This window comes from Sporosarcina sp. P20a (genome assembly GCF_002743175.1).
In the GTDB taxonomy this organism is placed as follows: Bacteria; Bacillota; Bacilli; order Bacillales_A; family Planococcaceae; genus Sporosarcina.
On the sequence record NZ_PDYT01000028.1, the window covers coordinates 1 to 23,364 of the forward strand.

Consider the following 23,364-nt stretch of genomic DNA (forward strand, 5'->3'; position numbering starts at 1 on the left):
CCATTTCCACTTTTTAACCGAAGTTGTATTACGTGGAATATGTTTGATAGCTCTCCAGCTAAAAAATATTTTTCACTCATCTAAAAAGCTCGATAAACCTTGTCACTATCGTCTGTTCAAGAGGGAGTCGCCGGTTTCCGCTCCGATCAACTAAGTTACTACGAATAAATCATGTAACGCAATCGCGCCCGATTCGGGAACAGTCCTTCTTCCGCAACCTCCCCAGTTTATAAGACAGGCGTTATTGAAATGTATCGGGTTCGTCTATAACGATACTTCCCGATACATTAATCTTATCCCAGATCCACGCCTGATAAATTCGATCGAGTTCAACTCCTAATTCTTTTTCTTCCAGACATTCATCAATCTCTAATTCTTCAAAAGTAAATGTCTCTCTTGCCTCAGTACCTTCGAATGTACTACTGATAAATGAAAAAGTTACTGTTTTAACCAGTTCACTCAACTCCCACTAATCATTACTTTTTTCTGAATCTAGCCCGTTTGATGCACTGTCTTTATGCCAGAATCGCTCCCATTAATGGCATAGTCTTTCAAACTCGTTGATCTACAACAAACATATCTCACAAACTAGCCCCCGATTGCGGAAGACTTCTTGTTCCCTAACATGTACAACGTTATTGATTCAAAAATGAAATGGACTTATTTGTTTAGTAATAAAACCAATTACAAATGAAAGGATAATAGTTATCACTATTTGTTTGGGGGTTTTATAAAACATTACGCACAAAATAACATACATAATTAATTCTTCCACATAATTCAAATGAACGTAAAACAAACCCATCCCTAAAGCTAGACTCAACATTAATCCTAAAGGTAAAGCCGGCAAGGTAAAAGATAGTCGCTCGTTGTTTTTAGCTTGCCATACAATGATTGCAAACAGAGGGGAGGCAAGTGCTATTGTACCCCAAAGTATAAAATATTTTGACGGGAAAAATCCGAATAAATAAGCTGAATAAATATAATAGCTTATTAGCATTCCCGCAAAAAATAGGAACGTATTAATAGCAGACCTAACAAATGTTCTGCTATATGCAGCGATAAATGTTGCAATGAATACCCAGATTCCTAATCTTGTAAACAAATCCCCCAAATAGCTCAGAGAACCTAACCACCGACTTCCATCTACAATCGAGATAGTATCTAAATATTTGGATATTACACCCAAGGATATGCCTAAGAACATAAAAACGATAAAGCCTAGTATTTTAGGTTTTAATTTTATCATACAAACACCTCGAAGTTTTTTAATCCAATGCTGATTTCAAAAATCCAGCCACTTTGAACAGACCTATAGAAGTTGCACAAATCTGTCATTCACAATCATGACCCTATTTTGAAAGACTAACATTTTGAACTAACTTAGGGCTATTTGAGATTGTAATGTTTGATAATCTGAAATAAAGGAAGGATAAGAACTCTCTTCACAGAACTTTAATTCGTTATTAACACAGAAACTTGCAAAAAATAAAAATCCCTTAGTTATTCCCTTTACGTAATATTTTTTAGGAATATTAACTTCTTTACTTAAATCATAATTTAAAATATCAGATGGATCTTCTAATCTTAAATAGATTAAAATGTCTTTTTCTATAACATCGATATTAAGCAAGGAATCTAGAAATATAATATTAAAATCATCTTTCATTTCATTAATCAATAGAGGAAGCATAATTGTTTGCCACGTAAATAATAAATCAGTCGTTTCAAAGTCTTTGGTAAATAGAACTTCAGAATTATAAGTTGCAGTAATACAACCTTCTAAGTAATCCCCTTCATTATCTTTTAAAATCATTTGGGCAGCTTGTTTAGCTAAATGATCGTTAATAGGTAAGAATTTTTCTTTTTTTGATGTAATATATCCTAAGTGGGGAAGATAATTTGATATATAAGTTTTTATAATGAACATTTCAACACCTCTTTGATCCGTTTGAAGCAAAGCCTTTGTTCAACAACTAGCCCCCGATCAAGGAATACTCGTTTCAAAACTATTTATACACTATTTCTAACTTTTAAATCCATCTTCTAATTCCTTTTCAATTTCATCATCACTAACCGTTATAATTTCATCTTTAACTCCATACCTCTTTTTCATTAACTTACCAATCTCTGACCTGTCAATTCCATCCTTTACAGCTGTAAAAATCACAAGATATACTATAAATAAGTCTATAACCCCAAGAATAGCGACCCCAAAAACTTGACCTGCCATCATCTATCACTTCAATCTTTTTCTAATAAAATGGCCAAATTACACAATATTACTGCCTATTGGGAAAAAACTTATTGCCGATCATGCCACCTATCATAGCTGATAAACCAACAACGATAATCTTTATTATCGTATGGATATTGGGGATTAAATACTCCATAACAAGCATGACTCTCAGTACAAATGCACCTGTAAATAAAGCCATGCCTATACTTCCTCTTCTCAATAATAACGCCCCCAAGTAGATTAATTGGCCCGCTTAAAGCACAAATCTTATTAAAAAAATTTTCCCAAATAGAGTGATTTTCTATCCTATTCACAGCTTTTTTCGGATCGTTCATTTACTATATATGGAATTATAATAAAATTATATATCAGCCCCATTGGAACCACTAACATCAAAACCTCTTTTTCAATCAAGGCATTATATGCTATAAAATTATACGGAATATAGATTGCCAAAAATATGATTACATAAAAAAAGCTTGATTTAATTCTTTGTTTAAAGATTTCCACTACTCATACACCTTCTGCTCCATTTATATAAAAGAAATTCTTTAACCTGGCCGATTGCTTCGTACTCTCACTTGTGAGATACATCATAAAAAACGGTGGTATAGTGATTAAAACTTGCTCGAAAATCTCCACGTACAGTACCTAACATTTTTTGCAAATCGCTTCTGGAAAAATACTTTCCGTTTCTTATCATTCTAACACTATCTTCCAATTCAAGGAATGCATTTATGCTATCCACCAGGTATACTCTTTCTTCTCTGGAATAATCTCCTTCAGAAACAAGGCTTAACAGGGTATTTCTTGCCTGTTGTACATCGAGAAGTATTTGATCCAGTTGATCTTTATCAATTGTTTTGGATTCGGTCCCAAGCAACCATTGTTGTTCAAAAGTTGGAAGAATATATTGAGTTCGATTTACCGTAGGATTGTGATTTTCACTTTTTACATCCTTATCTAGATCTTTCTCATAGGCGGCTTTAAACTGACCAACCTCTTCTTCGTAGGTTTTGCCATTATGCGTTTCCGAACTAGGATGATAGGTAAAGCTTTGATGGATGCTCAAAGGCGATAATGGATAATACCAAGATATGAAAGCTATACCAAGTACAATAAATACTCCGAAACCTATCCCCCATACCTTCCTTTTACGTTTTGTGTTCATATAAATCCCCTTTATCTTCACACTATTTCACTTGTTTATTCAGATGGTTATAGTATATTTCGTCCTGACCGCAGCATGGATCGTATTCGTTTATCAAAACCGTTTACTACCTATTCGTTTCAATGTTATTTAAATTTCTTTAATCCATATTTTCCAGTCAGAAATCCCTTCGATCTCAAACACATGTAAATCCTCAGGGACGGGTACATTGCTTTTGATATACCCCAATTCATAATCCAAAGGAAGTCCAAATTCGTCACGTAGAAGCAGAGTTTGAATGTCACCACTTTCCTTAAAGGGTCCATTCATTTGAACGATTCCTTTAGCTACCCATTGACCGTCCACTTTATGAACGTCAGCTACCCAAATATCCTGATCATTCATTACACCCCTAAAAATAAGTAACTCCAATTCTTCGCTAACTTTATATGAACCATACACATGTATTTCTCTATCTTCGTTCCCACTCTCTATTGATTTTAAAGCATCTTCCGGACTGTTAACGACGCTTTGACTACTTTCGGTACACCCCGTAAGTAAAAGACCAAATGATAAAATTATCATGATGAATTTGAATTTCACTTTTTCATCCTTTCCAAATAGTAAAATTTTGGTTTCCACCCCTTGAAATTTAGATGAATCAGCTCTTGCTTTCGTTTCGCTCTTTCAAAATTTTTCCTGTAGCTGAAAAAGGGGCAATCCTCGTTAAAGAATTGCCCCTGTTCATGAAATTAACTTAATCATTAGCGATGATATTTTATACATTCTAGAGTATAGAAAACAGACTCATTACTAAAGAATCTAAAGCTATTAAAAAAAACAAATTCTTCTAGAAATAAATATCTGAGAATTCGTATCTCACTCTCTCCGCCCTATCCATTTCACTATTTAGCTCATATACACTTCCGTTATGGGTAGAATTCTTGATGGGTAGTTCAACAATAAATGTACTGCCCGCACCGAAAACACTTTCAACATGCAGTGTGCCGCCATGTAGTTCAGCTAAAGATTTTGCTAAAGGTAAACCAAGTCCTGTGCCTTCAGATAGACGATTGAAATTCTGATTTAATTGGATGAACTTTTTAAAGATTTCCTGTAAATCTTTTTCCTCGATCCCGATTCCTTCGTCAATGACGGAGATCCTGACAGTATGGTGGTCGGTTACTGCCAATTTCACTAGTATCTGTTTACCTATTGCAGAAAATTTAATTGCATTTGAAATTAGGTTGAGTAGAATCCTGTCGAATTTATAGACATCCAATGCCATAATTACCTCCTCCACATCGGGGTCAAACAGGAGTTGAATATCTTGAGACTTCGTATAGTCTGAAACCGATTCTACAATCTCGTCAATAATCTCTACTATATTATGATTGTATGTGACCAATTCATACACTTCCGATTCCAACTTGGAAATGTCCAAAATATTATTCACCAATTTTATGAGTCGATAATAATTTTGTATCGTCGCCTTATTGATATTGAGTATTTCTTCCCTATATTCTTCGAGAGAATCATTTTCCAAATACAAGTTCAATAATTGTGCGCTACTGAATATGACACTTAACGGTGTTTTTAGTTCATGAGATATATTAATGAAGATTTCTTCTTGCATTGTGAGTAGTTTCTCCATGTTTTCTTTTGCGATTTCCTCATCTGAAATATCAAACCCTATCGCGACAATCTTCTCTACTATATTGTCACAAGTATATATAGGATGGAATATGGTTTTTGTGTACTTCACCACTCCACCTAACATGGCTTGATGTTTGTGTACAAAAGGACTTTTAGTTTCTATAGAAGTCTGAATTCCATTTTTCACGCCTTGTAAATTATCTACTCTATAGAAATAAAAAAGAGATCTCCCGATTATATCTAGTTCTGTAGAGATATTTTCCCGTTGTTTCTTTAAAAAATGGAAGGTATGCTGATTAATATAATTGATTTTATAGTCATCCGGAGAAAAGGATACATAAAAAATAGGGGATATGTTCATGTTATCCCGTAGCGCTTGATATTCTGCGACTTTATGATTAAGCTCTATATTTTTGTAAATCAGAATACCGCCGTCTATATTTCCTTGCTTGTCATAAAGGGGTAGGCCTTCACATGAATAATACGTCGTAGGCCATTCGCTCGTTTCAATAATTTTATGATTGCTTAATCTTTCACCACGTAATACTCGCTGTTCAGGGGTATTTTCAAACAGTATCCTTTCCCCATTTACATCATTTAATTCACGCGCCTCACATATTACTTTACTAGAAACTGATTGTACATTCGTGCTATGCAACGGTAGATATCGTGATAGGAAGTCTTTGCCCGTATTGTTTACATACACGTAGTTTCCGTCCTTATCCAAAATATTAATCGCATCTGACATATTCCCCAGAACCAGTTCCACATCTGCATGCTGTTTTTCGGAACACTTTCTCATATTGGCCCTCTCCGTTACATCATAAAAGGAAATGACGGTAAATTGGCGATCCCGTTCTCCGTTAATCATTTTTATATTGATATCCCAATACGTCGCCATTCCCCCATCCCCGACAGCCTCTACTTCAAATTCATGAAGGGACACGCCCTTAGAAAGTACATCCATGATGGCGGCTGGAAATTCAGCGTGATTACCTAATACGTTGTCGGAATTACTATTCATCGACGATAAGACATCTATATAGTTCTCATCATGCTGCAGAAGAATTCCTTCGGGATAGCTAAAAATCGCGACAGAACCATTTTTATTGGCTGCTGCGCTACCGAAATTATCCAACGTGAAATACAATGAAGGACTTTCCAAGTTCTCGAAATAATATAATTCAACACCAGAATCCAGCGTACTGACGCTTATTGCCACTTCCTTCGGCAATAAATCATGAGTATAAATATAGCCACGTGCTACATCTTCAATAGCTTGGATGGATAGTTGATGTTCAGATTTTAGTAATACTCCTAAATCTATTAGGGATAATCCGACGAAGTCCCTTTCCTCGTATCCAGTTAACTCTAGGAATCCATCACTTACGTTAGAGATTTCATTGTTTTTAACATATATATGAGGAATACTCTTTTTTCTCTGTACAGTGTTCATCATAAGCACTCCATTTCCCTTTAAATATATCATTACTATCACTCCATTGTCTTCTGGTAACACAATCTTCTGTTAATATTCTAGTGGAGTGCTTCCATTTCACCAATCCTTGACGTATTTGTGTTAAAATAGAAGAGAAGATTCAACACAGAGTACAGTCACACATTCTATTTCCCCAAAGAGTAAAAGCGTATTTTATTTTAAAGGAGGAATTAAAAATGGCTAAAGACGACAGAAAAGAAATTATGAAGACAAACGAAATGCGCACGAGAGAGATTTCCGAAATGATCGGTGAAGGCGGGATGGGCGCGGATAAGTATTATGATATAAAAAAAGTGCCGCCAGCAGAAAAAGTCATCGAAGTACCCGAAGGCAAATCAACGAAGAATAATTAACACGTATATACATTTGCAAAGTTACACATTTATCCTGAAAAATACATTTTAATAAAAGGTGGAGACAAACATGACTAAGGACGATCGTAAAAGAATTGTTAAAGAACATGAAATGCGCACGAAAGGTATTTCAAGAATGATTGATGAAGGTGGAGTAGGTGCAGACAAGTACTACGACATCGAGAAAGATGGACTTAAGGGAGAATATGTTCCGATAGACGATAAAGTGAAAAGAGACAACGATAAATAACATCCTCAACACGCCACTTTCCAGTACTGGAAAGTGGCGTGTTTTACTCTGCACATAAAAAAAAAGACCCCCGTATCAAACGGAAGTCTTTCATTCTTACAATATATACTTATCGATCTTCAATACCAGTTCTGCGATTTCCGGCTTACTCACTTGATCGTCCGCTCCGACACTGTCCCCTTTATGCTTCAGGTCATCTGTGATGAGTGAAGAGAAGATAATAATCGGCAGTCCGGTAAGTTGGGAATTCGCTTACAAGATTCCTCTAGATAAGGAACGCAGTTTGTATAACCTGTTTAGTAGCCAATAAAATGAGGTATACGTATAACTACCTCTTTTATTGCTTTTATAGAAATTGGCCCATGACTGCAGATTTTTTTCGCGTTAAAGTTAGGATCAATTACGTGAATCGCTAGTTGTCAAATACATTTCTTTAAGTTTAGACTTTTGAATTTTTCCAGCTGGGGTCATAGGCAATTCATCCACGAAAACAAACTGCTTCGGTATTTTGTAATCGGCAAGATGTTTACGGCAATAAGCTATTAATTCCGCCTCTGTTAGTTCTATTCCAACGTTCAAAACAATGTAGTACCGACCAATCTCACCGTAAAACGAATGGGGAACACCAATGCCTGCTGCATTCGAAATATCTGGATGCATCGTTAGCACATTTTCAATCTCTACTGGAAGCACATTAAATCCACCTTGAATATAAACTTCTTTTTTCCTTCCTTTAAAACTTATATAACCTTCCGCATCAATTGTAACTAGATCACCCGTGTACAACCAACCATCTTCTGCAAAGGCTTCTTTCGTACTTTCTACATCCCTATAATAACCTTTTGCGACACAGTCACCTTTAACTACTAATTCACCCATTTCACCAATCCCGACCTCTTGTTGATTCTCATCCACAACTTTAGCTATAAAGTCTCCAATTAACACACCGAGTGTTGTTTGGACCTTCTCTATCGAATCGGTTGTCCTTGATAAAATACACGCGCCCGAGCTTTCACTTAACCCGTATAAGCCCAGTAATTTTGTATTCGGGATCTTCCTCATGATTTCATTACACAATACAGGTTCGACATTAGATCCACCTACAACGCTAATCCTCAAAGAACTCAAATCATATCTGAAAAATTCATTATAGGAAAGTAACATTAAATACATTGTAGGAACACCGCCAAAAATTGTGGCTTTATGTGCTTGTATAGCCGTCAACACATATTCAGGACGAAACTCCGGAATTAAAATAGCTGTTCCTTTACTAATCAGTGTCGCCGTAACCTGACAAGTAATTCCACCTACATGGTTAAGTGGAAGACATTGAATAGTTATATCATCTTCCCTTACTTGAAAATGATTGACCTGTGCACGTGCTGAAGCTAATATACTTCGATGAGTAATCATGGATCCTTTCGGCTTTCCTGTGGTTCCGGAAGTGTAAATCATAATTGCAAGATCCTCTGGGTTCACTTCTTTTTTACACGCGTTCAATTTTTCGTTATTTGGATTTCTTTCAAGTAATTCAGAATAAGAAGAACTACCTTCAAATCCTTCACCGATAAAGATATATTTTTCAACAGACGGGATTTTCGATTGGAAGTCTAAGAAAAAGTCCGAAAAATTAAAGTCTGGAATCTTATCTATGGATACGATTGCTTTTACCTCAGAGTGATTGATCATATATTCTAATTCAGGAGCCCTGTATCTAACACTTAAGGCGACAGCCCCGACACCAATCTTCGCTGCAGCAAAATATGAAATAAGCCATTCTATTTGGTTTAAAGCAAGAATCGCGATATGGTCTCCCCTAGTTAACCCTTCTTCTAAAAATGCTGAAGCCAACCGATCTGTGACTTCATCTAATTGCTTATAGGTAAGACTTTTCGAGCCATCCTGCAAAAACACCTTATCTGGATAAGTATTGACTGCGCTAAGTAATGTTTCGTTTATCGTTACCATCTAATGACCCCCAAATTGATTTATAAGCCTTTATCTAATATATTTAGTAACCAATAAAACGAGGCATTCGTTTCTCTGAAAACACTTTCAAACCTTCCTTTGCATCGTCGCTCTTAAATACTTTCTCTAGGTACTTATACTCTTTATGAAATACCAGCTCCGTAGGTAAACTTTGCAAACAGATTACTGCCTCTTTTGTTGTGTGTTAGGCTGATGGTCTTCTTATTTTATTTATGGCTTATATGTCTTCCATCTTCTTCAATCACAGCTCCACCTTATTCACCGCTTCTCTTTGTTAATAAGCACTTTCAAGACACCTGTCGTCACGGGTTCACCCGTTTGTTTAATAATTTTTTGAATTGCAGTTACAACTCCAGTACCATTTTCCTTATCTGCTAACTCCGTTACTTCCAATTCAACGTGTATCGTGTCATTAATGAATGTCGGCTGTATAAATCTGAGATGATCAATTCCATAAAAAGCGACAATGATTTCCGGCTCCATTATTTGGAGTCCGGTAGCAGCTGATAACACGAGCATGCCATGTGCAATTCTTTGTTTAAATGGCGTATTATTTTCTGCATACTCCTTATCTGTATGAAGCGGATGCCAATCTCCACTAAATGCGGAAAACATCACAAGATCCGACTCAGTAATCGTACGACCTCTGGAACTCCATGTTTCACCGACTTCAAAATGCTCAAACTTTTTATTAAACATGTTAATCTGCCTCCATCAATTAATTGTATTTTCAATCGTCTCGGAGCGTAAAACAGTCTTAAATATCTTTCCCGTAGTATTTCTTGGCAATTCATCAACAAGTTCGATTTGCTTCGGAATTTTAAGATGAGCAAGCTTTTCTTCGCAAAAGTCACGAACGTCTTGAAGACTTATATGTTCGCTTGTATTTTTCAAAGTAATAACTGCTTTAATGGATTCTTCCTACTTTCATTATTAGTTAACACTGTCTACTTCCGTATATAGTGTTGCGTATTCTTCCCGTAATATTTGCTTTTGGACTTTCCCGATCGTCGTCATCGGGATCGTATCTATAAATACAATTTTTTTAGGAACTTGGAATCCACCAAGATGCTCTTTGGAATAATCGATAATTTCTTGTTCAGTAATGTTGGCTCCCTTTTTAGTTACAACAAAAGCAGTTACCGCTTCGTGCCACTGTTCATTGGGAATACCTACAACCGTTACATTTTCAATTCCCTCATAATTTAATAGTGTTTGCTCCACTTTGATGGAGGCTACATTTTCTCCACCCGTTTTGATGATATCCTTTTTCCGGTCTACAAATACCATTTGCCCATCTTCATCCCAACATCCTAAATCTCCTGTATGATGCCAGCCGAACAAACGACTTGCTTTCGTTTCTTCCTCGTTATCCAAGTAACTGTTCATGACATTTGGACCGCGATGCACGATTTCTCCAGTTTCACCTTTAGGCAAGATTTCACCTTCATCATTCATCACTACTGTATCGTTAAGAATTGCCGTCGTTCCCCAATATGAACCAAATCTTTTCAGCTGCTCTTCTGGTTTAAATAGCATTGTAGCTGGATATATTTCGGTTTGCCCAGTGCCCAGTAAGAAATCTGCCCCAAGCTCATTTATACCTTTTTCCAATGTATTTCTATCCATTGGTGCCATCGCATACATACATGTTTTTAAAGATGAAATATCATATTTACTTCGATTGGGATGATGAATAATTGCTCGATAGATGATCGGTAATGCAAGTAAAAATGTAGCTCTTTGCTTATCAATTACTTGCATAAAGTTCTCCGGTTCGAACTTTTTAACAATAGTAATCTTTGCACCAATGGTTAGGAACGATGTTAAAAATGAGTGCTGGGCACAATGAAACATTGGCAACACTGCTACTTGAACATCATCCTTATTTATACCAACGTCAATAATGTTACTTAAACTAGTAAAGTAGACGGCTAAATGGCTAATACGAACACCTTTTGGATCACTCGTCGTACCGCTTGTAAACATAATTTGTGCTATGTCGCGGTCCTTAATATCAACATCTGGTTCTTCGCTAGACTGACCGACAAGAGCTTCATTAAAGGAATTTCCAAGCGCTCCCTCTTCTTTATTGACTATCAATAGTTGATCACCCGCAAAATTCGAAGGATCGACCTGTAATATTTCATTGTCAATAATCGTCATCTTGACGTCTGCTTTATTCAAAATATATCTTCTTTCTTTAGGAGATAGGCCTGGATTTATCGGCACCCATATTAGACCCGCTTTTTGAATACCATACATTGCTATTACGTGTTCGATCGAGTTGGTACACATAGTTGCAATAGTATCGTTCTTTTTGTAACCGTTTTCAATTAAATAGTTAGCGAAACTATTGCACGCATCATCTAGCTCTCGATACGTAAGTTCTTTGTCACCTTCTACGAGAGCTGTCTTACCACCATAACGACTTGCAGATCTACGAATAATATCACCTATTGCAACACGGTTAATTACCGAAATTTCATCCATCATAATATTTCCCCCTCGTAATGGTTAATTTATTTTCAGTCTTTTCGTTAAAATCTCATTCATGATTTGCGTTGTTCCGCCACCAATGGACTGAAGTCTCGCATCTCGCCAATAGCGCTGAACAGGATACTCCATCATATAGCCACTCCCACCATGGATTTGAAGCGCCTGGTCACATACTCTACTCACCATTTCGGCCGCATATGCTTTTGCCATCGTTGCCTCTGTTGTGACATCATGACCTACGTTAATTTGGTAAACTGCCCGATACGTTATGTTTCTGGCCTTCTCAATATCCACAGCCATATCGACCATCTTGTGTCGAAGCACTTGGAATTGAACTAGCGGTCCTCCAAATTGGATTCGTTCTTTACTGTAACGAATAGCATCTTCCAATGCCTTTTCAGCTAATGCGATACTAGAAAGCGCCATCGTCAATCTCTCCCATTGGAAATTGATCATAATATACTTGAATCCTTCATTAAGATTGCCAATCAAATTCTCTTTGGGAACTTTTACATTGTCAAAATAGAGCTCGCTTGTATCGGATGCCCGCCATCCTAACTTGCTAAGTTTCTTTCCGACAAAAAAACCTTCCCAATCACTTTCTACGATGAATAGACTCATATTTTTATGTCCTGGTTCATCGGAAGTTTTTGCAGCAACCACTACATAGTCGGCGTTAGCTCCATTTGTAATAAAGGTTTTTGATCCATTCAATACATAATGATCACCTTTATCAACAGCTTTTGTAACTAGTGAGGAAACATCACTACCTGCATTTGGCTCGGTGATCCCTAATGCAGCAATTTGTTTTCCTTCAATACCAGGTTGTAAGTATTTTTTCTTCTGCTCATCATTACCAAACTTCCAAATCGGCGTCATGGCTATACCGATGTGAGCAGCAATAGAAGCTCCTACTCCGCCCGATCCACATTTTATGAGTTCTTCAATAAAAACGGCATCCATAATAAGGTCAGACCCTGCTCCTCCATATTCGACTGGAAACTTAGTCCCTAAAAATCCCAACTCCCCCGTTTGTTCAAAAAGACTTCTTGGAACCTCGCCTGCTTTTTCCCATTCCTCAACAAATGGTACAATCTCTTTTTCTACAAACCTACTTACTGATTTGCGAAACATATTATGATCTTCATTAAACATCCAGTGTGTCATTTTCTCACTTCCTTTTTCGCTGATTTATAAGCCCATTTGTTTTGAGATGATTTCTTTCATCACTTCATCTGCTCCTGCTCCAATACGATTAAGTCTTGAATCGCGCCAAATACGCTCAATAGGGTAATCTGCCATATATCCGTTACCACCGAATATTTGCAATGCTCGATCCGCAACCCAGTGGGCCATTTGTGCAGCTGCTAGTTTTGTCATTGAAATTTCCTTACTCGGTACTTCGCCATTGGAAAAACGGTACGCAGTCGCATATGTCAATTCTTTGCATACTTCTATTTCCGTTTTCATTTCAGCCAATAGATGAGAAATCACTTGAAAATTAGCAATCGGATGATTAAACTGTTTTCTCGTTTTTGCATATTCATAAGCTAGATCATAGGCAGACTCGGCCAACCCGATCGAAGCTGCTGCTGAAATCAGTCGCTCTCCTTGCAGTTCCCACATAATATACGAGAAACCTTTTCCTTCTTCTCCAAGCAAGTTTGCTTCCGGCACACTGACATTATCAAATATTATTTCAGCCGTATCCGAAGAACGCATACCTACTTTGTCTAATCTTTTACTGATAGAAACCCCCGGGCTATCAAGATCTACTAAGATTAGACTGAGTCCTTTATAACCTGGTTCGTCTGATGTTCTTGTGACAAGCGTAACGAAATCTGCACGCGAACCGTTTGTAATATACATTTTTGTACCATTTATAATCCACTCATTGCCTTGCTTTCGCCCTCGCGTTTCAATAGAAGCCACGTCGGAACCATGATTCGGTTCAGAAATCCCAATTGCAGCAAGCTTATCCCCTTTAACAGCTGGAATGAAAAATCGTTTCTTTTGATCGTCATTGCCAAATTCCGCAATTGGGGGTATAGCCATATCCGTTTGAACGGCGACGGCCATCGGAAATCCGCCACAACCACACTTAGCAAGTTCCTCCGCAAATACGATAGATGTAAAGTAATCTCCGCCTTGACCTCCGAGTTCTTTAGGATAACGAAGTCCAAGAAAACCTAAGTCTCCCATTCTTTTTATTATTTCTATTGGGAATTCCCCGGCCTCTTCCCACTCTTCTACGAACGGTTTCACTTCTTTCTCGACGAAATTTCGAATGACTTTGCGTAACTGTTCGTGCTCTTCCGTAAAATAAGGTTCATATATCATACTTACACCCCCGCTTTATTAACTGTTTGATTAGATATTTTCAGCACATCTTCTGGAACTTCTATTTCCATTCGCAGTAAATTTGCACCGAAACACTTTCCAAGACTATCGATCCGGATAGATCTTGAACCGCCGCCATTCAAAGCTCCCGTTAATATGAAGTTATAAGCGTTTATAGTTGGCACTTCATAGCGGATCACTTCTCCTGCAATCAATTCTTGAAAGTGCTCTTTCACTTTTTCTGCTGTAACTTGTTGATCAAAAATTTCATACAACTCTCTACTTGGAGCAAATAATCCGATGTTAACTGTATTGCCTTTATCTCCAGATCGCGCTTGTGCAATATCTTTCAACAAAATTTTAGACATACGTCCCCACCTCCTCCACTATGACCTTCACTTGGCTTTCTACCAGCTCTCTCGGAATGAGCGTTGCCCACATACCAAGCAACTGTCTTGGTGGAATATTTCCGTAGAATCCGCCTGCTGACGGAGGACCATTAAGGAATAAAGGAGGAATTAAACGATTTAACTGCAGTACATCCCTTTTCGTTTTTCCTCGTACTGCCATTCGCAAATACACTTCGTTCAAATCTTCACTAGGCTCACTTGCCAGTGGACCGTGTATCGAATCATAGCCCAAGTAACTCGTCTGTATTTCATCGTACGTTAACCCATTTTCGCTAATTTGTTGGCGTATGATTTCATCTGATTTTCTGGCCTTTTTCAAAGCATCCGGCCATGAATAGCCAACAAGTACTTGCCCCATATACCCATCCTCATAACCCATCACAACCTTTAAGTTGTCTGGTTTAGGATTCCCTTTAACACCACTCACTTGAACGCGATTCTCTCCAACTTGTTCGAGCTTCACTTGCGTTAGATCGACAATGACATCAGGCGTTACATATGCTGAAGGATCATGTATCTCATACAGCATTTGCTCTTTCACTGTGTCTACGGATACACGTCCGCCACGCTCTTCTACCTTCGTCATAATGAAATCTCCACTGTCACTCATTTCCGCTATCGGATAACCGATCTTCTCCATGCCTTCAATCTGATCCCAGTCACCACTGAAGTTTCCACCTGTCGATTGAGCGGAACATTCCAATAAATGCCCCATAAAAATACCACTTGCAAGTCGATCCCAATCGTCTTCTGACCAACCATACTCATAAATTAATGGTGCCAAAAATTGTGCTGTGTCAGTTGTTCTACCCGTAACTACAATATCGGCACCTTGTTTTAGCGCTTCAACAATCGGCATTGAACCAAGGTATGCGTTTGCAAACATTAGCTTAGCTTGCACTTCACTAATGGATTCTCCAGTTTCCATATGATCAAATAGGACACCTTTAGATAGTAAACTATCCATCTGATCAAATAAATTGTCGCCCGTAACAACTGCCACTTTTAAATCATCCATTTCCAGCTCTTTTGCGACACGAATAATTTCTTTTTGGGCACCAAGCGGATTAACCCCACCCGCGTTCGTCAACAACTTGATTCCTTGTTCTTTTACATAAGGAAGTAAGGCTTTCATAGATGTTGTAATATCCCGTGTATAGCCAAAACTTTCATCTTTCTGCTTATCTTTTACGAGTATAGCCATTGTTAATTCTGCCAAACAATCAAAACTCAGATAATCTACATTACCGTATTTAGCTGTAGCAACAGCTGGCTCTATTGTGTCTCCATAAAAACCTTGTGCCGCACCGACTCGAACCGTTTTCATCTTATATAACCTCCTTATTTTTCAGGTTTCAATAGTGATCACAGTATCGCCTTCTTGTACGAAGTCGCCTTCTGCTACTTTTATTTCTTTCACAGTACCCGCTTCTGTTGCTTCAATCGGAATTTCCATTTTCATTGACTCTAAAATTATTAGAACTTTCCCAACCGCCACTGCTTCTCCTACTTGGACTTCAGTCTTCCAGACACTACCACCCATTGGTGATGGTATTTCTATCATAATTATTCCTCCTCATTTCCCTGTCCATTTTGGTTTTCTTTTATCTAAAAATGCGGATGCACCTTCGTTTAAATCCTCACTTTTAAAGGACACGAGTCTTAGTGTAGATAGGTAATCGAAAGACCTCATAAAGTCCATTTGCTCTGTTGCGAAATATGCTTCCATGCCTAGCCCAACCGCCAATGGGCTATGAGATGCGACCGTCTTCGCAAGTTCCCATGTCTTTTCTTCTAACTGATCATGGGGCACTACATGATGCACCAATTGATATTCTTTTGCTTTTTCAGCATCCATCACTTCTGCTGTCAACATCATCTCCATGACACGACGATCCCCGACAGCCCGCCTTACCCACGGCAAGATTACATATGGAACAAGTCCCAATTTCATTTCAGTTAGTCCTAGTTTCGCTTGATCTGATGCAATTGCAATATGCGACATCGCTACGAGACCTGTTCCACCACCAAGTGCTGCGCCGTTAACAGAAGAAATTATGGGAGTTTTTACAATTGCGCCTAGCTTAAATAACTCTGTACTTTTCAAACCCTCTTGGTAAAGTTGCGGAACCGGCTTTTCAGCGTACTCTTTAAAGTCCTTTAAATTTCCACCTGCAGAAAATGCTTTCCCCGCTCCCGTTAAAATGATGGCATGGACTTCTGTATCACTATCTGCCTTTTGGATCGCGTGTTTTAAATCGCTTGTTAACTGTTCGTCTAAAGGATTTCTCTTATCAGGAAGGTTCATAGTAATCTTCGCTATATTCTCGGATGTTTCATATAACACAGTTTCATAACTCATTTTCATCCCCCTAACTATTTACTCATCACACTGGATGTATCGCATTACGTTTTTCGTACTTCATAACAGACTTTGTCTTATAAAACTTGAATCTGCGAATCACTTCAGTCCGAATGTCATCAAATCCGACTATGTCATCAATAATTAATTCTGAAGCTACTTTGAAAAGATTCACATCCTTCAAGTATTCATTTCTTTTTTCATCTATGAAAGCCGCGCGCTCATCTTCGGGAAGCTCTTGAATCTTGTTATAATAGACTGCATTCACTGCGGCTTGTGGACCCATTATCGCTATTTGTGCACTCGGCAACGCTAACACTACATCAGAACCAAATGCCGGTCCTGCCATTGCATAAAGACCCGCGCCGTAACATTTTCGAACTACTAATGAAATAATGGGAACCGTTGATTCTGAAAGTGCTGAAATCATCTTGGCACCATGGCGGATAATTCCACTCTGCTCTACTTTTGAGCCAATCATATAACCAGGTACATCTGACAAATAAAGCAAAGGAATATTATACGCGTTACAAATCATCACAAATCGTGCAGCCTTGTCTGGTGAATCAACGAATAATGTTCCACCTTTGACTTTGGATTGATTGGCAATAATTCCTTTAACTTCTCCATTCAATCGTGCAAATCCTGTAATCAACTCTGGCGCAAATAGCTTTTTGTATTCAAACCAGCTTCCTTCGTCAATTACTTGATCAATCAATTCATACATATCAAACGGCGTATTCTCATTTAAAGGAACTATCTCTTTCACGTCTCTTCCACTAACTGGGTCTACTCCTTTTTCTACAGGAAGACCATCTTTCCAAGACTGAGGCATATACCCTAAGTATCGTTTACAAGCATCAATCGCTTCTTCCTCACTATCTACTAACACATCACCTAGCCCACTTACCGAACAATGCATTCTAGCGCCACCCATTTCGTCCATTGTGGTTTTTTCGCCAATTGCCATCTCTACCATTCTCGGAGATCCTAGATACGCACTTGAATTTCCATCAACCATAATAACCAAATCAGAAAATGCTGGAACATACGCTGATCCTGCTGGCGACGGCCCAAATAAAATTGTGATCTGAGGGATCACACCTGATAGTTGGATTTGGTTGTAAAATATCTTGCCCCCTTGTCTTTTTCCAGGGAAAACATTTAACTGTTCTGTTATCCTTCCCCCTGCCGAATCGATAAGATATATAATAGGTATTTTTAATTCCGCAGCCTTTTCTTGGATACGAATATTTTTTTCAACTGATTTCGGCCCCCATGAGCCTGCCTTAACAGTTGAATCTGCAGCTAAGAAACATACAGTTCGACCATTTATTTCTCCGATTCCTGTTACACTGCCATCTGCCGGAAGCGATGGATCCAGATTATTCGCGAACAACCCATCCTCGACAATCGAATTCGGATCAAAAAGCATTTCTAACCTCTCCCTGACAAATAACTTACCTTGGTCTTCATTTTGTTTATGATACTTTTCTCTTCCACCCTTTAAGATTCGTTCTTTCTCTGATAAGTACTTTTGATAATCTTTACGCAATTGCACCACTCCTCATAAGCCTATTTTTAATTCACTTATATACTTTGCAAGAGTCATGCCAACTATTACTTACAGACAAACCGTGTACTTCTTCTAAACTGTGATTATATTTGTATAGCCAAATGTGTAGAATTTATAGTAGATGTACAAACATTCGCACAGTTGTATTGATTTTCTTTTCTTTGCCATATAAACTTAAATTATCCAGTATTTTAGTAAATTTAAGCATTAGCTTGTTAGACTACTATTGAAACATCGAGTAATACCGAGATTCATCAATCAAAAGGAGATGTTACCTATCAAAGTTCACCAACTTGCTTCTTCAAACTTTATTAAAGTTTCCAATGTCGCCACCGCAAAAGACGTTATGAAACTATTTTTAAATAGAAAGCAGGACATCGCTTGTGTCTATAAAAATGAACACTTCTTAGGTATCGTTACAAAATACTCTTTATATCGCTTGCTACTGGAAAACGAAGCATTTGATGCAGTAATTGAACCGGTTATTATTAAAAACGTCGTTACGCTGAACGAAAATGATTATCTTATTTATGGTAAGAAATTATTAATCGAAAAAAACGTTGCACATGCTGTCGTTCTAAACGAGGCAGGCCATGTCACAGGTATTTTAGCAACAGCAGAAGTAATTTCAGGATTGATTACTGATACAAAAAGTTCCGCCAACCAATTATCTTCTTTGGTGAATAGCTTGGAAGATGGCATCATTTCAGTTAATTTGGAGATGCGTATAACTTCAGTAAATACTGCTGCTGTTACCATTATCGAAATTCAAAATGATGAATTAATAAACCTATCAATCTTGGATATATCACATACTCTATTCAAAAATCTAAAGGATTCCATTACAACTAAAAGCCGTTTCGTAAAAAAAGTACATTTTTCAAAAGCAACAACGATTGCAACTTTTATTCCAATCACAGAATGGGACGTTGTAATCGGAGCAATTGTAGTACTAAAAGAAATCACCGAACTAGAGAAAATTGCAAAGGAATTGAAAATCACAAAAAGCATTGAAAAAACGTTAGATAGTGCATTAGAACTCTCTTACGATGGGGTTCTGATAACAGATTCGGAAGGTATAATTACAAGAGCTAACCATGGTATTTTGTCATTACTCGGATATCAATCTACAAAAGCAGTAATCAATCAACAAATAAAAACTCTTCTGCCAGAAATACCGGCCGATAAAAGTATTCTTCACAATGAAAGTATTGCGGGAGAACTTTTACAGATTAAAGGTCGGCAAGCCATATTGTCTCAAATGCCTATCATTGAAGAGGGTAAAAATATCGGGGCTATATTTAAGTTTATATTTAAACAATTAGGAGACTGGAAAGACCTTTTACAACAAATGGAGCGTCTTGAAACAGAAATCTCATATTATCGTGGAGAACTTCTGAAGGTCTCACTTGAAAACAATCCATTTGGACTGATCATTTCGAAAAACAAACAACTTAATAGCCTCAAAAATGATGCCTATACTGCTGCGCAGTCATTCTCGAACATTTTATTAACTGGAGAAAGCGGGACAGGAAAAGAATTATTTGCTGCAGGAATTCACCAAGCTTCTGAGAGACCAGGAGCATTTATTACTGTTAATTGTGGCGCCATACCGGAAGAACTTTTGGAATCCGAATTTTTCGGATACGCAGATGGTGCCTTTACTGGGGCAAAAAAAGGTGGAAAACCGGGGAAGTTTGAATTAGCGAAAAGTGGGACGTTATTTTTAGATGAAATTGGTGACATGCCATTGTCGTTGCAGGTGAAAATTTTGCGGGTATTACAAGAAAAAGAATTTCAAGCTGTAGGCGGGATTAAAACAATACAAACGGATGTAAGAATCATAGCAGCAACAAATAAAGATCTACTTGCTATGGTTCAAGATGGATCGTTCAGGGGAGATTTGTATTACCGACTCCATGTTATACAGTTACACATACCTCCTCTTCGTGAAAGACCCGAAGATTTTTCGCTCCTATCCGAATTTTTCATTAATAAATTCAAATCAAAAACGTTTAAACCAATTAACGGCATAACAAATGATGCTTTGGAAAAGTTAGCCCAACACAATTGGCCTGGGAACGTTAGAGAGTTAGAGAATGTATTGGAGCGTGCGTTTCACTTTACTACTAGTAATTGGATTAACGCGGATAATATACTTCTTGATCAATCACGAATTCAACCCAAAGAATTACCTCGACAAGGAGTTCTACAATCGCCTTCACAATCTAATGTTTTCAACCGAAAAGAGCTAATTAATAACACCGAGAAGTCTCTGTTAATTGAAGCGCTCACAAAAACAGATGGCAATAGAACCAAAGCAGCTGAAATGTTAGGCATCAGCCGTTCGTCTCTCTATTACAAAATTGAAAAGTTCCAAATCAAAGAAAAGTCGAGTTTTAAGATCGACGAATAAAAAACAGACTGCCTAACTCCAATAAAATATGGAGCCCAGGCAATCTGTCTTTTATAGTGTATTATAACTCTTTATCTTCATAACTGAGCTAACTTTTCTCGCAGATGTTCTTCTACAAAGTTTGTCGTCGTATTACCTTCTGAAAATGCTTTGTGCGCAATAACTTCTTTTAACATAGGGATATTCGTTTTAATTCCTTCTACAATATACTGATCAAGAGCCTTCTTCATCTCTTCAATAGCTTCATTTCTTGTATTTCCTTTCACAATTAACTTCGCAATCATAGGATCGTAAAATGGCGTGATGACTGACCCCTCATTTATCGCCAGTTCATGTCGCACATTTTCACCACTCGGCAATTCCAGTTTGGTGATTTCACCGGGGGACGGGAAAAATGTCCTTGGATCTTCTGCATAAATTCGTACTTCAATAGCATGACCCAACTTTTTAATTTCACTTTGTCCGAATGGCAGGTCTTTTCCTGCTGCAATATTGATTTGTTCTTTAACGATATCAATTCCTGTGATTTCCTCTGTTATTGGGTGCTCTACTTGCAATCTGGTATTCATTTCAAGAAAGTAGAAGTTCTTGTCTTCGTCTACTAAGAATTCAATGGTTCCAGCATTGACGTATCCGATTGCTTTAGCAGCCTTCACAGCAACCTCGCCCATTTTCACTCTTGTTTCCTCATCCAAAAATGAAGATGGTGCTTCTTCTAATACTTTTTGATGGCGCCGTTGTATGGAACATTCTCTTTCCCATAAGTAGACCGTATTTTGTTTACTATCAGCTAATATTTGAATTTCAATATGTCTAGGACATTCTACAAACTTTTCAATGAAGATATCACCATTCCCAAAAAAGTCTGTCGCCCTTTTTTGATTACTAACAAACGCCTTCGTCAATTCTTCGCTGTTCCTCACCGTCTGTATACCAATTCCTCCACCACCAGCAGAAGCTTTTAACATGATAGGATAACCAATTTTCTCTGCAACTGCAACAGCCTCTTCTGCATTCTCTAATGAATGGTTAATACCAGGAATAATTGGTACACCGGCTTTTTCCATCAATTTTCTTGATTCGATTTTGCTACCCATTTTATCTATTGCTTCAGATTTCGGTCCGATAAAAACTAGCCCTGCTTCTTCGCAACTTTTTACAAACTGTACGTTTTCCGAAAGCAAACCGTAACCTGGATGAATAGCTTCAGCTCCAGATTCTTTCGCAACCTCAATGATCTTGTCTATATTCAAATAACTTTCATTCACACGGGCTGGTCCAATTAAGTATGCTTCATCGGCAGCCTTAACGTACAAAGATTGTGCATCTGCTTCCGAATAGATTGCAACAGTTTTAATTCCCATTTCTTTGCATGCTCTAATCACCCTTGCAGCGATTTCTCCACGATTCGCAATTAATATTTTGTTGAACATAAATTGAATCTCCTCTCTTTCTATCTGTACAACTGATTTATGATTCAACTATATACTTGCAAGAGTTATGCCAACATTAAACAGTAGCATAGCCTTATACTTTCGCATATTCAGTTTCTATAGATTTAATCAAGTGTAGCTATTTTAGACAGTTGTCTGGATACTTACACAACCATCTCGGTCTTGAAATGCACAAAAAGAAAAAAGACCACCGCATTTACGCGGAAGTCCTAATTTACAATATATACTTATCGATCTTCAATACCAATTCGGCGATTTCTGGCTTACTTACTTGATCGTCAGCTCCGACACTGTCCCCTTTATGCTTCAAGTCATCTGTGATGAGTGAAGAGAAGATAATAATCGGCATTCCGGCAAGTTGAGGGGTTTCGCGAATGCGTTTCGTGAAGTGATGTCCGTCCATTTGCGGCATCTCGATATCCGTGATGACCAACTGGACTTCCTTCTTCACATCCACGCCATCCGCAACTAGCGTCCCGAGATAATCAAACGCATCTTTCCCGTTTTCATAAAAGTCGAGATTCGCGTAGCCGGCTTCACTGAGCGTGTCATACAATAACTTACGCAATAAGGGCGAATCTTCCGCAATCAAAATACGTTTATCTGAACGCTCACGCTTCCCAAGCTTCTTCACTTGCTCCACGTTAATCCCTGCATCCGGATTAATATCCATAATGATCTTTTCGAAATCAAGCAGCAACAACATATCGCCATCGAGTTTGATGACGCCAATCACCTGGGAGTTCTCTGCTGCATAAATGCCAGAAGGTTTCTCGATTTGATTCCAAGAAATACGGTGGATCTGCGTTACATTATGTACGCGGAAAACGACGGTTTGTTTATTGAACGCAGCGACGATATACTTTGCATCTTCTGGATGACTTGAAGGTGCCATTCCTAAGATTTTCTCCATACTGACAACTGGCAATACTTCACCGCGCAGCTGAATAATTCCTTCCACCGCAAAATGCGCATGGGGAATCGGTGTAATCTTCAATGGCATAATGATTTCCTTCACTTTGATCACGTTAATGCCATAGCGGTTTCCTTGCATCTCAAATCCGACAATCTCCAGCTCATTTGTGCCGCTTTCCAATAAAATTCCTGAATCATTGGACAAATTCTTCCACCCTCTCAGACGATATGGTCTATTGCTAATGTATGTATTCATA

The 23,364-nt window shown here is 38.0% G+C and carries 24 protein-coding genes and 1 pseudogene; 3 read left to right on the plus strand and 22 right to left on the minus strand.

Features of this window, described 5'->3' with window-relative positions; all coding sequences use genetic code 11:
• Positions 1-241: 241 nt before the first annotated feature.
• From CSV72_RS15125 to CSV72_RS15160, 8 genes are all read right to left on the minus strand, one after another.
• Positions 242-463 carry a hypothetical protein gene (locus CSV72_RS15125; RefSeq protein WP_233191323.1) on the minus strand — a complete coding sequence of 74 codons (222 nt, stop codon included), beginning with the start codon at positions 461-463 and terminating at the stop codon, positions 242-244.
• A 180-nt stretch (positions 464-643) separates the two neighbouring features.
• Positions 644-1,249 carry a hypothetical protein gene (locus tag CSV72_RS15130; protein WP_099679046.1) on the minus strand — a complete coding sequence of 202 codons (606 nt, stop codon included), beginning with the start codon at positions 1,247-1,249 and terminating at the stop codon, positions 644-646.
• A 129-nt stretch (positions 1,250-1,378) separates the two neighbouring features.
• A complete protein-coding gene (locus CSV72_RS15135; protein WP_099679047.1) occupies positions 1,379-1,930 on the minus strand; it encodes a hypothetical protein in 552 nt (183 codons plus the stop codon).
• A gap of 96 nt (positions 1,931-2,026) precedes the next feature.
• Entirely contained in the window at positions 2,027-2,236 is a 210-nt protein-coding gene (locus CSV72_RS15140; RefSeq protein ID WP_099679048.1) for a hypothetical protein, read from the minus strand.
• A 46-nt stretch (positions 2,237-2,282) separates the two neighbouring features.
• Positions 2,283-2,459 carry a hypothetical protein gene (locus CSV72_RS16940; protein ID WP_199170120.1) on the minus strand — a complete coding sequence of 59 codons (177 nt, stop codon included), beginning with the start codon at positions 2,457-2,459 and terminating at the stop codon, positions 2,283-2,285.
• A 357-nt stretch (positions 2,460-2,816) separates the two neighbouring features.
• Positions 2,817-3,410, minus strand: a complete 594-nt coding sequence (locus CSV72_RS15150; RefSeq protein WP_099679050.1) for a hypothetical protein — start codon at positions 3,408-3,410, stop codon at positions 2,817-2,819.
• Positions 3,411-3,539: 129 nt separating this feature from the next.
• The gene (locus CSV72_RS15155) at positions 3,540-4,031 is read right to left on the minus strand and encodes a hypothetical protein (RefSeq protein ID WP_158232235.1); all 492 of its coding nucleotides are present in this window, start codon (positions 4,029-4,031) and stop codon (positions 3,540-3,542) included.
• A gap of 208 nt (positions 4,032-4,239) precedes the next feature.
• Positions 4,240-6,501 carry a sensor histidine kinase gene (locus CSV72_RS15160; protein ID WP_158232236.1) on the minus strand — a complete coding sequence of 754 codons (2,262 nt, stop codon included), beginning with the start codon at positions 6,499-6,501 and terminating at the stop codon, positions 4,240-4,242.
• A 218-nt stretch (positions 6,502-6,719) separates the two neighbouring features.
• On the opposite strand from CSV72_RS15160, the gene CSV72_RS16795 reads away from it, so the two are divergent.
• Together CSV72_RS16795 and CSV72_RS15165 are read left to right on the plus strand one after the other, a co-directional pair.
• On the plus strand, positions 6,720-6,896 hold the full coding sequence (locus CSV72_RS16795) for a hypothetical protein (protein WP_158232237.1): 177 nt from the start codon (positions 6,720-6,722) through the stop codon (positions 6,894-6,896).
• 70 nt (positions 6,897-6,966) lie between these two features.
• On the plus strand, positions 6,967-7,146 hold the full coding sequence (locus CSV72_RS15165) for a hypothetical protein (protein WP_099679053.1): 180 nt from the start codon (positions 6,967-6,969) through the stop codon (positions 7,144-7,146).
• A gap of 96 nt (positions 7,147-7,242) precedes the next feature.
• Here the strand turns inward: CSV72_RS15165 and CSV72_RS17070 are convergent.
• The 12 genes and pseudogenes from CSV72_RS17070 to CSV72_RS15225 all read right to left on the minus strand — a co-directional run.
• Positions 7,243-7,386 (minus strand): annotated as a pseudogene (locus CSV72_RS17070) (chemotaxis protein CheV); the annotation flags it as partial.
• A 156-nt stretch (positions 7,387-7,542) separates the two neighbouring features.
• On the minus strand, positions 7,543-9,114 hold the full coding sequence (locus tag CSV72_RS15175; RefSeq protein WP_099679054.1) for a class I adenylate-forming enzyme family protein: 1,572 nt from the start codon (positions 9,112-9,114) through the stop codon (positions 7,543-7,545).
• A 279-nt stretch (positions 9,115-9,393) separates the two neighbouring features.
• Positions 9,394-9,834 (minus strand): MaoC/PaaZ C-terminal domain-containing protein, encoded by a 441-nt coding sequence (locus CSV72_RS15180; RefSeq protein ID WP_099679055.1) that lies wholly within the window; start codon positions 9,832-9,834, stop codon positions 9,394-9,396.
• Between the two features lie 15 nt (positions 9,835-9,849).
• On the minus strand, positions 9,850-10,047 hold the full coding sequence (locus CSV72_RS17295; protein WP_099679056.1) for an AMP-binding enzyme: 198 nt from the start codon (positions 10,045-10,047) through the stop codon (positions 9,850-9,852).
• Between the two features lie 21 nt (positions 10,048-10,068).
• Positions 10,069-11,631: an AMP-binding protein gene (locus CSV72_RS15190; RefSeq protein ID WP_099679057.1), complete on the minus strand. Its 1,563-nt coding sequence runs from the start codon at positions 11,629-11,631 to the stop codon at positions 10,069-10,071.
• A gap of 21 nt (positions 11,632-11,652) precedes the next feature.
• Positions 11,653-12,801 carry an acyl-CoA dehydrogenase family protein gene (locus CSV72_RS15195; protein WP_099679058.1) on the minus strand — a complete coding sequence of 383 codons (1,149 nt, stop codon included), beginning with the start codon at positions 12,799-12,801 and terminating at the stop codon, positions 11,653-11,655.
• Positions 12,802-12,825: 24 nt separating this feature from the next.
• Entirely contained in the window at positions 12,826-13,974 is a 1,149-nt protein-coding gene (locus tag CSV72_RS15200; protein ID WP_099679059.1) for an acyl-CoA dehydrogenase family protein, read from the minus strand.
• Positions 13,975-13,976: 2 nt separating this feature from the next.
• Positions 13,977-14,342, minus strand: coding sequence for an AtuA-related protein (locus tag CSV72_RS15205; RefSeq protein ID WP_099679060.1), 366 nt, complete (start codon positions 14,340-14,342; stop codon positions 13,977-13,979).
• Entirely contained in the window at positions 14,335-15,711 is a 1,377-nt protein-coding gene (locus tag CSV72_RS15210; RefSeq protein WP_099679061.1) for an acyclic terpene utilization AtuA family protein, read from the minus strand. Before CSV72_RS15210 ends, CSV72_RS15205 begins: the two co-directional genes overlap by 8 nt.
• A 21-nt stretch (positions 15,712-15,732) precedes the next feature.
• The gene (locus CSV72_RS15215) at positions 15,733-15,948 is read right to left on the minus strand and encodes a biotin/lipoyl-binding carrier protein (RefSeq protein WP_099635576.1); all 216 of its coding nucleotides are present in this window, start codon (positions 15,946-15,948) and stop codon (positions 15,733-15,735) included.
• 12 nt (positions 15,949-15,960) lie between these two features.
• On the minus strand, positions 15,961-16,746 hold the full coding sequence (locus CSV72_RS15220; protein WP_158232239.1) for an enoyl-CoA hydratase/isomerase family protein: 786 nt from the start codon (positions 16,744-16,746) through the stop codon (positions 15,961-15,963).
• A 25-nt stretch (positions 16,747-16,771) separates the two neighbouring features.
• Complete coding sequence (locus CSV72_RS15225; RefSeq protein ID WP_369802932.1) at positions 16,772-18,307, minus strand: acyl-CoA carboxylase subunit beta; 1,536 nt, start codon at positions 18,305-18,307, stop codon at positions 16,772-16,774.
• A 283-nt stretch (positions 18,308-18,590) separates the two neighbouring features.
• Between CSV72_RS15225 and CSV72_RS15230 the strand changes: the two genes are divergently transcribed.
• Positions 18,591-20,738: a sigma-54-dependent Fis family transcriptional regulator gene (locus tag CSV72_RS15230; RefSeq protein ID WP_099679064.1), complete on the plus strand. Its 2,148-nt coding sequence runs from the start codon at positions 18,591-18,593 to the stop codon at positions 20,736-20,738.
• A gap of 77 nt (positions 20,739-20,815) precedes the next feature.
• Here CSV72_RS15230 and CSV72_RS15235 read toward each other — a convergent pair whose 3' ends face one another.
• The gene (locus CSV72_RS15235; RefSeq protein ID WP_099679065.1) at positions 20,816-22,171 is read right to left on the minus strand and encodes an acetyl-CoA carboxylase biotin carboxylase subunit; all 1,356 of its coding nucleotides are present in this window, start codon (positions 22,169-22,171) and stop codon (positions 20,816-20,818) included.
• A 235-nt stretch (positions 22,172-22,406) separates the two neighbouring features.
• The gene (locus tag CSV72_RS15240) at positions 22,407-23,312 is read right to left on the minus strand and encodes a chemotaxis protein (protein WP_099679066.1); all 906 of its coding nucleotides are present in this window, start codon (positions 23,310-23,312) and stop codon (positions 22,407-22,409) included.
• Positions 23,313-23,364 lie beyond the last annotated feature (52 nt).